The organism is Sphingomonas cavernae, from assembly GCF_003590775.1.
Lineage (GTDB): Bacteria > Pseudomonadota > Alphaproteobacteria > Sphingomonadales > Sphingomonadaceae > Sphingobium_A > Sphingobium_A cavernae.
In genome coordinates this window covers 1,094,814-1,106,853 of the sequence record NZ_QYUM01000002.1, presented here as the reverse complement: position 1 = coordinate 1,106,853, position 12,040 = coordinate 1,094,814, and the positions used below count along the sequence as shown (strand labels likewise).

Below are 12,040 nucleotides of genomic sequence, written 5' to 3'. Positions count from 1 at the left end.
TCGCCGCCTGAGCACAGATTTCGGATATGGACCGGCTCGATCTTTCCGAAGAAGAATGGCGCAAGCGCCTGACCCCCGAACAATATCATGTGCTGCGCGAAGCAGGGACCGAACGCGCCTTCACGGGAATCTACACCGACAACAAGGTATCGGGCCTCTATCGCTGCGCCGGCTGCGGCGCCGAACTGTTCCGGTCCGACGAGAAATATGATTCGGGCTCGGGCTGGCCGAGCTTCATCGCGCCTGCGAGCATCGATGCGGTCACCGAACATGCCGACGCCAGCCATGGGATGCGTCGCGTCGAGGTGCGTTGCGCGCGCTGTGACGGGCATTTGGGGCACCTCTTTCCCGACGGGCCCGGCCCGGCGGGTCTGCGGTATTGCATGAACAGCACGGCGCTCGATTTCGACGCGCGCGTCGACGCCGATTGACGCGCTGCCAAGTCCTGCTTGGCACACGCTGCGATTGATCGTACATCATCGCCCGACCAATGGCCGCTGCATCCTCCAAAAAATCACCACGCTCCACCAAACGAGTCCTGTTCAGGATCGTGAAGGTCGGGTTTTTCGTCGGCATTGCCGCGCTGATCGCGCTCGTCGTTGCGGTCGCCATCGCCATGTCGAGCATCCCGAGCTTCGGCGAACTGAAGCGCGATCCCAATGGCCAGATGATCCAGGTGCGCGCGGCCGACGGCTCGATCCTCGTCTCGCTCGGGCCGAGCTATGGGGAGTGGCTCGACTATGAGGAGATCCCGAAGCCGATGATCGATGCGATGGTGGCGGTCGAGGACCGGCGCTTTCGCTACCATCCCGGGGTCGATCCCATCGGCATCGTGCGTGGCCAGTGGCGCGCGTTTCAAAATCGCGGCACGGGCCGGCGCACCGAAGGCGGCTCGACGATCACGCAGCAGCTCGCGCGCAACGTCTTCCTGAACAACAGCTACACGGTCAGCCGCAAGTTTCGCGAGATGATCCTCGCGCTCGCAATGGAGCGCAAATTCTCCAAGGACGAGATACTCGAACTCTATCTCAACAAGGTCTATTTCGGCGGCGGCGCCTATGGCATCGACGCCGCCAGCCGCAAATTCTTCGGCCATGACGCCAGGACGCTCTCATTGGCCGAGGCCGCGGTCATCGCGGGCCTGGTCAAGGCCCCCTCCCGCTATTCGCCCACCGCAGACGCAGAGGCCGCGATCAGCCGCGCGGGCGTCGTGCTCGAAGTGATGAAAGATGCCGGCGCGATCACCGCGGCCGAGGCGGCTGCGGCCGATCCGTCGACGGTCAAGCTTGCGCCCGAGCCGCGCCAGAACAGCGTCCGCTATTTCACCGACTGGGCGCTGCCGCAGCTCGAGACGCTGATCGACGAAACTGAGCGCCCGATCGATGTGTGGACAACGCTCGATCCCGGAATGCAGCGCGCTGCCGATGCGTCGATCCGCGCCAACACCCCGAGCGGACTGCAGGGCGCGCTGGTATCGCTGGACCGCGACGGCGCCGTCCGCGCGATGGTCGGAGGCAAGGATTATGTCTCCTCGATCTACAACCGCGCGACGCAGGCGCAGCGCCAGCCGGGATCGGCATTCAAACTGTTCGTCTATCTCGCCGCGCTCGAGGCGGGGCACACCCCGAACGACACGGTGGTCGACGAGCCGATCAGCATTGCCGGCTGGAGCCCGCGCAACAGTTCGCGCCGCTATTCGGGCGAAATGACGATCCGTACGGCCTTCACCTATTCGGTCAACACGGTGGCCGCAAAGCTCGGTCAGGAGGTGGGCTTTTCCTCGGTCGCAGACATGGCGCGGCGCTTTGGCATCACCACCCCGCTGACCGCGCACCCGTCGATCGTGCTTGGAACGGGCGACGTTCGACTGATCGACATGACGCGCGCCTATGCGGCGGTTGCGCGCAAGGGCGTAGCGGTCACGCCTTATGGCGTCACCAAGGTAACGACCGAGAATGGCGAGTTGCTGTACCAGCACCAGACCGACGAATCGCGCGTGCTGGTGGCGCCGTGGGTCGCCGCGCAGATGACCGATCTGCTTCAGACCGCGGTCAATGCCGGCACCGGCAAGGCGGCGCAGATCGGACGCCCCGTCGCGGGCAAGACGGGTACCACCAGCTCCAACAAGGATGGTTGGTTCCTCGGCTTTTCGAGCGGACTGACCACGGGTGTCTGGATGGGGCGCGACGACGCCAGGTCGGTGGGATCGCTTCAGGGCGGCGCGGCTCCCGCGCGCGCTTTTGCGAGCTTCATGAAGGTTGCAACCGCACGCCGACCCGTCGAGAATTTCGAGACCGAGGTGACGTTGCCCGAATGGCAGCTCGAGCCCGATGAGGAAGCCTATTATGGCGAGCCCGATCCGGGCATGTTCGTCGACGAGAACGGCAATCCGGTCGCGCCGCCCGAAGAAGGGCTGGCCCCCGACGAGCCCGGCGCGGAGCCGCAGGGTGAGGACGTCACCGCGCCGCCGAGACTCGACCAGCAATGGCTCGACGATGTGCTTGGACGCGAGCAGCGTCCGCAACGTCAGCCCGCTCCGCGCCCGCAGGACGGCGCGCGCCAACCCGTCGCCCCGCCACAGGGTCAACGGACGCAACCCACACCGCGACCTCAGGAGCCTTCGCGGCCAACCCAGTGAAGCGCACTCCCGTGGGCGCGCAACCAGGCGCGCGCCACGTCGGGATCGCCGCCATAAAGCCTTGCCGCGAGCGCGTGGAAGGCGGGGCTGTGGTCCATATGGACCCGGTGCGCCACCTCGTGCGCCACGGTCGAACGGCGAACGAAGACGGGCGCCATGATCAGCCGCCAGCTATAGCGGATATCGCCGTTGGCCGCGCAACTGCCCCAGCGCGCACGGGGATCCCCCACACCGACCCGACCCACGGTCACGCCCGCATGCGCCGCAATCTCACGCGTCTCGCGCTCCAGCGTCGCCAACGCTTCCCGTTTCGCCCAGCCGATCAGGCGTGATGCCACCGCGTCACGTGGGCCGCCGAAGACCAGTCGCCCGGGCTCGCGGCGTACTGTACGCGGCAACCCCTGCCGCCAGTCGACGATAAGATCCTCGCCCTCGAACGGGAAGGTGCCGCCGGGGCAAATCGGGCGCGCCTGCGGAATGTTGGCGAGCGCCGAGTCCACCCAGCGCCGCTGGCCGTCGGCCCATTCCAGCGCCGCGCCAAGCGCGGCGCGCCACGGAAGCGAGAGCGTTACCGCGCCGTTGCGCGGATCGACGCTGAGGCGCATGCGGCGCGCCTGTCGGCTGCGTCGAACGATAAGAGGACGCTCACTCCCCTCCGGCCCAAAGCTCAGATCAGAGCGGCCGGTCGACAATATGGAGCTCCAGCTCGCCGGCTTCGGTTTCGGAGACGGTCCAGCCGCGCACCGAGATCCCCGCCTTGTGGACGCTTTCGGGATCGCCCGTAATCAGCGGATGCCATTCGGGAAGCGGCTTGCCTTCGTCGAGCAGGCGATAGGCGCAGGTGTCGGGAAGCCAGTCGATCTCGCGCAATCGCGCGGGCGTGAGCCTGACACACTCGGGAACGAAGGCGCGGCGATGCTTGTAGTTGGTGCATTGTCCGCTGTGCCGGTCGAGAAGCTTGCACGCCACATTGGTGGGGTGAAGTTCGCCCGTTTCTTCGTCTTCGAGCTTGTGGATGCAGCATTTGCCGCAGCCGTCGCAGAGGCTTTCCCACTCCGCGCGGCTCATCGCGTCGAGCGTCTTGCTTTCCCAGAAAGGCTTGTTCACCTGACCCATTGTGCGAGCACCGCCGCAATTTCCTGCGGCGTTCCATCCTGCGGCACCAGCGCGATCGGCTTGCCGTCAGGTCCCATCAGATAGGTCTGGCGGCTGTGATCGACAAGATAGTCGCTCGCCTTGGGATCGCCCGCCTTACGATAATAGACCGCATAATCCTTGGCGACCGCGGCAATCGCTTGCGGACTGCCGGTAAGCCCGATCAGCCGCGGGTGGAAATTGCCGACGAACTGCTTGAGCACCTCGGGCGTGTCCCGCTCGGGATCGACGCTGATGAAGATCGGCTGCAGCCGGCCGGCCGCCTGCGGATTTGTCTTTTCGAAGGTCTTGAGCCCCTGCATCAGTTTCTGCACGTCGACCGGACAGACATCGGGGCAATAGGCATAGCCGAAATACATCAGCCGGTATTTGCCCGCAAAATCGCTGTCTTTGACCGATTTTCCGTCCTGATCGACAAGGTTGAAGGGCCCGCCGATCCTTGCGCCGGCGAGCGGCGCTTCGCCGGGCGGGGTGGCTGCGGGCTGCGATCCGCAGGCTGCGAGCAGCAGGAGCGGTGCAAGGCAAGGCGCGAGGGCGCGAAGAATTTCGTTCATGGCAGCGCCAGCCATGCTTTGCTATGCGCTCGAGTGCAAGACAACAGGGATCCAAACGCGATGCAATTTCCGAAACGTGCTGCCGCAAAGACGCTCCTGCCCGCGCTCGCCGCCGCGCTGATGCTGCCGGGAATCGCGCATGCGCAGTTTTCGGACAGCTACAGCTTCCTCAAGGCGGTGCGCGACGCCAACGCCGCCAAGGCGCATGAGTTTCTCAACGAACCAGGCTCTACCATTGTCGACACCAAGGACCGAGCGACGGGTGAAACGGCGTTGCATATCGTGACACAAAGGCGCGATCTGGGCTGGGTGGCGCTGATGCTGAGCAAGGGCGCAAAGACCGACGTGACCGACAGGCAGGGCAATACCCCGCTGATGATCGCGGCGCAGCTCGGATTCGTCGAGGGCGCGCAACTGTTGATCGGCCGCAGGGCGCGTGTCGACGCCCCCAATGCGCAGGGCGAGACTCCGCTGATCCGCGCAGTCCAGAACCGCGACGTCCGGATGACCCGGCTTCTGCTGGAGGCAGGAGCCAATCCCGATCGCACCGACACACTCGCGGGCATGTCAGCGCGCGATTACGCCAAGCGTGATCCCCGCGCCTCGGTCGTACTCAAGCTGATCGAGGACCGGGGCAAGGCCAAGCCAACCAATGTTATGGGGCCGTAGACCTTGAATAGAGCCTGATTCACGCTCTCGGCGGAAGCGCGTCGCGCTTCCACCTCAATCGATCAGGCTCTGACGGGTCAGCCCCCTTCCGGAATCACGAGATCGGGATCAAGCGTTCCCAATAGCCGCGCCGCCGCGCGGCGCGCGAATCTCAGCGTCTCGGCCTTGCGACGCGCGCCTGCCAGCGCCGTCGAGCGGGCCTCGCGCAGGATCGCGCCCGCATAGCGATCGGCGACAATCACGCCGGTACGCTCGGGCTGGAAAAATTCGGTATCAAGCGGCGATGCGTCGAACCCGGGCGGCACCGCCCAGAAGAAGCGGTCGCAATAGTCGAGATATTCGGGCCATTTCATATCACCCAAAAGGTCGCCGCGGGCGACCTTGATCTCGACGATCGTCACGCGCCCTGACGAATCCAACGCCATGAGATCGGCGCGGCGTCCATTGCCCAGCGGCACCTCGGCCAGCGCGACCATATCGTGCTGAAGGAACAGCCGCGCGACGCCACGGCATATATCGATGGCGGTTACAGGCGAGATCGGTATGCGGTCCATCGCCCCGATATAGAACGAATAAGGAACAAATGAAAAGGGGCGCGGCATCCGGTGCCACGCCCCTTTTCAATTCATGAGTCGACGATCAGCGATAGAAGACGTGGTTGCCGATCGTGGCGACGCGCTTCAGCTTCCAGCGCGGCGAAACGCGCGTTGCATGGAAGAAGAGCGCATCGGAAGCGGACGTTTCCCATGCCTCGTCCATCGCGACGCGCGCGACCGCAACGGCTTCGTGCCAGTCGCGGCTGTCACGGTTGATCGCAGGCATCCGCCCGCCGCGGACGAAGGAAAACTGGCTCGGCTGATAGACGACACCGCAGATCGAGCCGGGGAAACGGCCCGATTCAGAGCGATTGATGATCACCTCGGCCACGGCGTGCTGGCCTTCGAGCGATTCGCTCTTGGATTCGAAATAGATTGCGCCGGCAAGGCATTCTTCGTCGCGATTCAGCGCGGTTTCGGTGTCGACATTGTCGACAAGGTCGCGCAGCGAGGCGAATTTCCTGCTCGGTTCGACAGCCTCGGGCGCGGATTTCTCCGCAGCGTCGGTCAGGGCCGGAACCTGCGCCGTTGAAGGCGCGCTGATGATAGCGGGATCGGAGATCGTGATCTCCGAAGTCGTCGGCACGGATACATCCGCTGCCGAAGCGATGGACGGCGCAGCTTCAACCGCCGCCGCAAAAACGCAAAATGCCACAGCCGCGAAAGACGCGGCGCGTAGGGTTGGACTCATTTACTCAGATCAAATTGCGGTTGGCTGATCGAAACACAGGATGCCAGATACTGCGGCATCCCTGATCGCCCCCCGACTGCGCTGCCGTGTTCCCCCTCTTTTCCTGGAAATCGGCCTGACGCGTTGGTGCTGGATGCCATTTGTTATTGCAGCGCAGCAGTGTCAACCGTGTCAGATCGTTTCAGCGGCGAACCGTTCGGCCTGTGCGATATCCAGTTCGACAATCCACAAATCGGGATCGCGCGCACGACGCCGATCCAGATAGTCCTGAAATTTCTGGGATTCCTCGCCTGCCTCGGGTCCGCACGCGGTCCATACATAGCCGCCGTCGAAATCGAGCGTGCGTTCGAGCAGCTTTTCGACACGTCCCTTTTCGGCACAGGCGATCAAAATCGCACCGCCTCCGCGGTCGCCGCGCGCAAGCACCATGGCGTGCCCGCCCGCGCCCTCGACGCGGCGAATCAGCGCGGACACCATCAGGTCGCTCGAAAGCCGCGAACTCACTCGGTGGTTGTGCCGGCATAGCCGGGCAACGAGGCGAGCGGGATGCGCGACCGCATGAATGTGCCCGTGCCGCGGGCGACTTCCTCGCCCTCCGCGTCGATCAGCCGCGCATCGGCGACATAGACGCGGCGCTTGCCGCTGATCCAGCGCCCCTCGGCGACGATCGGGCCCGATTTGATCGGCCGCGTGAAGAGCAGGTTGAATGCGGTGGTCAGCAGGAAATAGTCGGTGACCAGACTGTTCGCCGCATAAAAGGCTGCGTCGTCGAGCATCTTGAAATAGGCGGTGCCATGAACGGCGCCCGCTGCGTGATAATATTGTTCGCCCACGGCGAAGCGGATCCGCGCCGTCCCTGCATCGGGAATCTCGAGCGACGAGGCGAACAGCCCGTTGATCGGCGCGCTGCGATAGAGCGATTCCAGCGCGCGGAAATGGGCGGCCTCGCCCGAAATCGCCTCGCCTGCTTCGGCCTCAGGCCGCATCACGCGCTTCGGCGGTGGCGAGCAGCGCGTAGAGCGCATCCTGCGAACCCGCGCCGCGCAGCTTGGCCAGGAAAGGCCGATCCCGAAGCGCGCGGCTGACGCGCGCGAGCGCCTTCAGGTGCTCGGCGCCCGCATCGGGGGGCGAAAGCAGCATGAAGACGATATCGACGGGCATATCGTCGATCGCCTGGAAGTCTATGGGTTCGACGAGCCGCGCGAACACGCCGACAACCCGTTCCAGCCCCTCGATCTTGCCATGGGGAATCGCGACGCCGCCGCCGAATCCGGTCGAGCCAAGCCGTTCGCGCTCGCCCAGCCGCTCGATTACGAGCCGCGATTCGATACCCGTTTCGCGTTCGGCGATCGTAGCGAGCTGTTGGAAAAGGGCTTTCTTTGCCGTGACCGGCAGCCCGGCAACAATCGCGTCGGGCGTAAGGATATCACTGAAATCGCTCATATAAAAACCCGCTACGGCGGAATTTGGTCCGCCGTAGACCCCTTATAGATCCGTCTGTTAAGGCCCCGCTCGAACCATCTCAGGAAGCAGCGCGCTGCGGCTCTACCCAGCCGATGGTGCCATCATCGCGGCGGTAGACCATATTATAAGCGCCCGTGCCACTGTTTTTGAAAAGCAGCGCGTTGGTGTTTCGCAGGTCGAGCATCATCACGGCATCTGAAACGCTGGCGTCGGGCACGTCGACACGCGTCTCCGCGATGATCAGCGGATTCTCGGCAATATCCTCTTCACCCTCGACGGCATCGAAGACGGTGTAGCCGGCATCGCCATTGAGCGTCATCAGGTCCGCGTTCGCCGCGGCCTGCTGCATGACGGCGCGATCCTTGAGACGGCGCTTGTAGCGGCGAAGCTGGGTTTCGATACGATCGGCGGCGCCTTCAAAGGCCGGGTGGGCATCCTGGCCGGTGGCCGAGCCCTTCAAAATTACGCCCTGCATGACATGCGCGACGATGTCGCAGCGAAAACCATAGTCATGCGGCCCCTTGCCGAAGGTGACCTGCGCTGACAGCGCGCGCGAGAAATACTTGTCCGCAACGGCGTTCAGTCGTTCCGAAACATGCGCCTTGAGCGCATCGCCGGTGTCGACCTGATGTCCGGAAACACGGATGTCCATCGCTATTTCTCCATTGCTGTACGCTCCGCATCTGGGATGCGGCACCCCTGGCGTCAACCGGCAGCCAGCCCCTCGGACCAGAGTGGATCGGTGAGTCGGTTGATGAAGTCGGTGTGGCGTCGAATCTCCTCCTCGCTGGCGGCATGTGGCCGCGCGGGCCGCGCGACTCGCGCCACCATGATCGTCGTACGCGACTCGACGCTGACCGTGACGCTTTCCTCGGCAGCGAGCATCAGCCCGATCTGGCGTCCACCCGTCAGCTCGACATAGAGCTGCGAGAGAAGCTGCGCGTCGAGCAATGCGCCATGGAGCACGCGGTGACTGCGGTCGATTCCGTAGCGCGTGCACAGCGCATCAAGGCTGTGTTTGGCGCCCGGGTGCCGGGTGCGCGCTATCGCAAGCGTGTCGATCATGCGCGTGGGCAGCACGATCGGCCGACCGCACTGGCCAAGTTCATGGTTTAGAAAGGAAAAGTCGAATTGCGCATTGTGCGCAACGAGCGGGCTGTCCTCGAGGAATTCGAGCAAGCCCTCAACTTGATCGGCAAAAAGCGGCTTGTCCGACAGAAAGGCGTCGGACAGGCCGTGCACCGCCTGCGCCTCGCTCGGCATGCTTCGCTCTGGATTGAAATAGGCATGGAAGACGCGGCCCGTTTCGACCCGGTTGATCAATTCCACACACCCGATCTCGACAAGCCTGTCGCCATTCTGGGCGCTTAATCCGGTCGTTTCCGTGTCGAATATAATCTCGCGCATTTCGCGGACTAGTATCGGCGCAGTTGTGCGCGGAGGCAAGTGACCAGATGGCGAATCTGCGCACGCGTCTCATGCTTTTGAACGCCCGTGTCGACGATGACGTCGGCGCGCTGCCGCTTGACGTGATCGGGGGTCTGCAATTTGTCGATCCGGCGGAATTTCTCCAAGGTCATGCCGGGCCGCGCGAGCACCCGACGGCGCTGCATCCAGCCCGGCGCGGAGGCCACCACGATAAGGTCAACCAGGCCGGCCCCACCCTTTTCGAAGAGCAGCGGAATGTCGAGCACCACCATCGGCCGCGCGCGATTGCGCCGCAGAAACGCGCGACGTTCCTCCGCCACTGCGGGGTGGACGATCCTCTCAAGCGCGGCGAGCGCCGCCGGATTGCCGAACACGGCCTGGCCAATCGCCGCGCGGTCGATCCCGCCGGGTCCGGTACTTCCCGGGAACAGCGCCTCGATGGACTCCAGCAGGCGCCCGCCGGGGCCCTGCAGTCCGTGAACCGCAGCATCGGCATCGAACACCGGAACGCCCTCGGCCGCAAACATTCTGGCCACCGCGGATTTGCCCATGCCGATCGAACCGGTGAGCCCTATCACCATCATCTGAGCAGCAACGCCCGCAATTCGTCGTCGTGCTGGCGGGGCGGCTCTGCGTCAAAGAACAACTCAAAGGCCACCGCGGCCTGGCCGACGAGCATCTCGAGCCCGTCTATCGTCTCCAGCCCCTGATCCTCGGCGGCAGCGAGCAGCCCCGTTTGAAGCGGTGAATAGACGATATCATAGACCACGCAGTCGTCGCGCTGCGCCGAAAGATCGGGTTCGAAGGGCGGCGCACCCACCATGCCCAATGTGCTCGCGTTGACGATGAGCGCGGCGGGGGGCAGCGGTGCATCAAGCCCCACAACGTTGCCCTTTAGTCCGAACTTGGCGAGCAGTGCGGCGGCAGGCAGCGGTCTGCGGTTCATGACCGTGACGTTGCCCACCGCGCAACGCGAAAGCGCGAACAGCACCGCGCGTGCGGCGCCGCCCGCACCGATCACCACGACCTTCTTGTCGATCAGATCGAGATCCGAGATCGGCCCGAAGAATCCCGCCGCATCGGTGTTGGTGCCAATCAGCGTCCCATCGGGCTCGCGAATGATCGTGTTCATCGCGCCGATGCTGTCGCCGACTCTGCCGCGATCGGTGACGAACTCGAGCACCGCCTGCTTGTGCGGCGCGGTGACATTGCAGCCGCGCCAGTTGGCATCGTCCTTGCGGCTGGCGAAAAAATCGGCGAGCCCTTCGGTGGTAACGTGCGTCTTGTGATACTCGCCGTCGAGGCCGAGCTTTTCGAGCCAGAATCCGTGGATGATCGGCGATTTGGATTGCGCAACGGGATCGCCGATCACCTCGGCATAAGGCAGGGTCATGACGTCAGCAGTCCTCGCGTCCTCAGATAATCGAGCAACGGCAATAGCGGCAGTCCCAATATCGTGAAATGGCTGCCCTCGATCCGCGAGAAGAGCTGGCCGCCGCGTCCTTCGACGCGGTAACAGCCGACCGACCCCGCGATCGAGGCGAATTCCGCATCGAGATATTCGTCGATAAAGGCATCCGACAACGGCCGCACCGTCAGCCTGGCCCGGTCGACATGGCGCCACACCGCGCGGCCATTCTCTGCGATCACCGCCGCGCTGTAGAGACTGTGCGTCCGGCCCGAGAGCTGACCAAGCTGCTCGGCGGCGGTCGCTCGGTCGGCCGCCTTGTCAAGCATCGTGCCGTCATCCAGCGCGAGCGTCTGATCGCTGCCGAGAACCAGCGCGCCCGGAATCCGCTGCGACAGCCTGAGCGCCTTGAGCTCAGCGAGCGCATCCGCAAGATCGCGCGCACTCAGACCCTGCGCGCGCAAGCTCGCCTTTGCGCTTTCTTCATCGACCCCCGGCGTCATGGCGTCGAATGTGACACCCGCGGCTTCGAGCATCGCGCGACGCGTGCTGCTCTGCGAAGCAAGGATGAGATTCATATAGCCGGAGTCCCCGCATTACGTTCGTTGACCAGGTTGATGATCGCGGCGGCCGTCTCCTCGATCGAACGGCGCGTGACGTCGATCACGGGCCAGCCATTGTCGGCGAAAATCCGCCGCGCAAAGGCGACTTCGCGCGTCACCGCCTCCTGATCGACATAATCGGTCTCGGGCGCCTGATTGAGCGAGAGGAGGCGGTTGCGGCGCACCTGGATCAGCCGGTCCGCGCTGGTGGTGAGCCCGACGACGAGGGGATGCCTGAGCGAATAGAGCTGCGGCGGGGGCGGCGATTCGACGACGATCGGGATATTGGCGGTCTTGTAGCCGCGATTGGCGAGATAGATCGAGGTCGGCGTCTTGGAACAGCGCGACACGCCGGCGAGCACGATATCGGCTTCCTCCCAGTTATCCGGATTAACGCCATCGTCATGCGCGATGGTGAATTGGATCGCGTCGACACGCGCGAAATAGGCCGCGTCCAGCGTGTGTTGTCGTCCCGGACGCGCCTTGGCTTCCTGTCCAAGCAGGTTGGAAAGCGCGTCGGTGACGGGATCAAGCGCCGCGACCATCGGAAGCCCCAATGCGCGACAGCGTCCCTCGAGCTTGCGTCGGATATCGTGATTGACGAGCGTGAACAGCACCAGTCCGGGATTTTGTGCGATGTCGATCAGAATTCGGTCAAGATGTCCCTCGGAGCGCACCATCGGCCAGAAATGCTTGATCGTCTCCACTCCATCATACTGGGCAAGCGCCGCTTTTGCGATGTTTTCAAGCGTTTCGCCCGTGGAATCGGACAAGAGATGAAGGTGGAGCCGGGTCATGCGCGCATCTTTGTGGATAAGTTCGGGATTTTTCCAGC

The 12,040-nt window shown here is 64.0% G+C and carries 17 protein-coding genes; 3 read left to right on the top strand and 14 right to left on the bottom strand.

Annotated features, from left to right (window positions below):
- Positions 1–26: 26 nt before the first annotated feature.
- Positions 27–431, top strand: a complete 405-nt coding sequence (gene msrB / locus D3876_RS05445; RefSeq protein WP_119760155.1) for a peptide-methionine (R)-S-oxide reductase MsrB — start codon at positions 27–29, stop codon at positions 429–431.
- Positions 432–490: 59 nt separating this feature from the next.
- A complete protein-coding gene (locus tag D3876_RS05440; protein WP_119760153.1) occupies positions 491–2,638 on the top strand; it encodes a transglycosylase domain-containing protein in 2,148 nt (715 codons plus the stop codon).
- Here D3876_RS05440 and D3876_RS05435 read toward each other — a convergent pair.
- The 3 genes from D3876_RS05435 to D3876_RS05425 all read right to left on the bottom strand — a co-directional run bounded on the left by D3876_RS05435 (position 2,611) and on the right by D3876_RS05425 (position 4,362).
- The gene (locus D3876_RS05435; RefSeq protein WP_119760152.1) at positions 2,611–3,243 is read right to left on the bottom strand and encodes a M48 family metallopeptidase; all 633 of its coding nucleotides are present in this window, start codon (positions 3,241–3,243) and stop codon (positions 2,611–2,613) included. The two genes, D3876_RS05440 and D3876_RS05435, sit on opposite strands and share 28 nt — an antisense overlap.
- 67 nt (positions 3,244–3,310) lie before the next feature.
- Positions 3,311–3,754 (bottom strand): YcgN family cysteine cluster protein, encoded by a 444-nt coding sequence (locus D3876_RS05430; protein WP_119760150.1) that lies wholly within the window; start codon positions 3,752–3,754, stop codon positions 3,311–3,313.
- Entirely contained in the window at positions 3,742–4,362 is a 621-nt protein-coding gene (locus D3876_RS05425) for an SCO family protein (protein WP_119760149.1), read from the bottom strand. Before D3876_RS05425 ends, D3876_RS05430 begins: the two co-directional genes overlap by 13 nt.
- Before the next feature lie 45 nt (positions 4,363–4,407).
- Here D3876_RS05425 and D3876_RS05420 point away from each other — a divergent pair, with 45 nt between their 5' ends.
- A complete protein-coding gene (locus D3876_RS05420) occupies positions 4,408–5,016 on the top strand; it encodes an ankyrin repeat domain-containing protein (protein WP_119760147.1) in 609 nt (202 codons plus the stop codon).
- A gap of 77 nt (positions 5,017–5,093) precedes the next feature.
- Here the strand turns inward: D3876_RS05420 and D3876_RS05415 are convergent, their stop codons facing one another.
- The 11 genes from D3876_RS05415 to D3876_RS05365 all read right to left on the bottom strand — a co-directional run bounded on the left by D3876_RS05415 (position 5,094) and on the right by D3876_RS05365 (position 12,002).
- Positions 5,094–5,570 (bottom strand): MmcB family DNA repair protein, encoded by a 477-nt coding sequence (locus tag D3876_RS05415; RefSeq protein WP_119761077.1) that lies wholly within the window; start codon positions 5,568–5,570, stop codon positions 5,094–5,096.
- An 85-nt stretch (positions 5,571–5,655) separates the two neighbouring features.
- The gene (locus D3876_RS05410; protein ID WP_238475252.1) at positions 5,656–6,198 is read right to left on the bottom strand and encodes a cell wall hydrolase; all 543 of its coding nucleotides are present in this window, start codon (positions 6,196–6,198) and stop codon (positions 5,656–5,658) included.
- 276 nt (positions 6,199–6,474) lie between these two features.
- Positions 6,475–6,807, bottom strand: a complete 333-nt coding sequence (locus tag D3876_RS05405; RefSeq protein ID WP_420801936.1) for a DUF1491 family protein — start codon at positions 6,805–6,807, stop codon at positions 6,475–6,477.
- Complete coding sequence (locus D3876_RS05400; RefSeq protein WP_238475251.1) at positions 6,804–7,289, bottom strand: PaaI family thioesterase; 486 nt, start codon at positions 7,287–7,289, stop codon at positions 6,804–6,806. The genes D3876_RS05405 and D3876_RS05400 overlap by 4 nt, the downstream gene beginning before the upstream one ends.
- Positions 7,279–7,746, bottom strand: coding sequence for a PTS sugar transporter subunit IIA (locus D3876_RS05395; protein ID WP_119760142.1), 468 nt, complete (start codon positions 7,744–7,746; stop codon positions 7,279–7,281). Before D3876_RS05395 ends, D3876_RS05400 begins: the two co-directional genes overlap by 11 nt.
- A gap of 79 nt (positions 7,747–7,825) precedes the next feature.
- A complete protein-coding gene (gene hpf / locus D3876_RS05390) occupies positions 7,826–8,419 on the bottom strand; it encodes a ribosome hibernation-promoting factor, HPF/YfiA family (protein WP_119760141.1) in 594 nt (197 codons plus the stop codon).
- A gap of 53 nt (positions 8,420–8,472) precedes the next feature.
- On the bottom strand, positions 8,473–9,174 hold the full coding sequence (gene dnaQ, locus D3876_RS05385) for a DNA polymerase III subunit epsilon (protein WP_119760139.1): 702 nt from the start codon (positions 9,172–9,174) through the stop codon (positions 8,473–8,475).
- 8 nt (positions 9,175–9,182) lie between these two features.
- Complete coding sequence (coaE, locus tag D3876_RS05380) at positions 9,183–9,779, bottom strand: dephospho-CoA kinase (RefSeq protein ID WP_119760138.1); 597 nt, start codon at positions 9,777–9,779, stop codon at positions 9,183–9,185.
- Positions 9,776–10,588: a shikimate dehydrogenase family protein gene (locus D3876_RS05375; protein ID WP_119760136.1), complete on the bottom strand. Its 813-nt coding sequence runs from the start codon at positions 10,586–10,588 to the stop codon at positions 9,776–9,778. Before D3876_RS05375 ends, coaE begins: the two co-directional genes overlap by 4 nt.
- The gene (locus tag D3876_RS05370; RefSeq protein ID WP_119760134.1) at positions 10,585–11,181 is read right to left on the bottom strand and encodes a Maf family protein; all 597 of its coding nucleotides are present in this window, start codon (positions 11,179–11,181) and stop codon (positions 10,585–10,587) included. Before D3876_RS05370 ends, D3876_RS05375 begins: the two co-directional genes overlap by 4 nt.
- Entirely contained in the window at positions 11,178–12,002 is an 825-nt protein-coding gene (locus tag D3876_RS05365; protein WP_119760133.1) for a pyruvate, water dikinase regulatory protein, read from the bottom strand. The genes D3876_RS05370 and D3876_RS05365 overlap by 4 nt, the downstream gene beginning before the upstream one ends.
- Positions 12,003–12,040 lie beyond the last annotated feature (38 nt).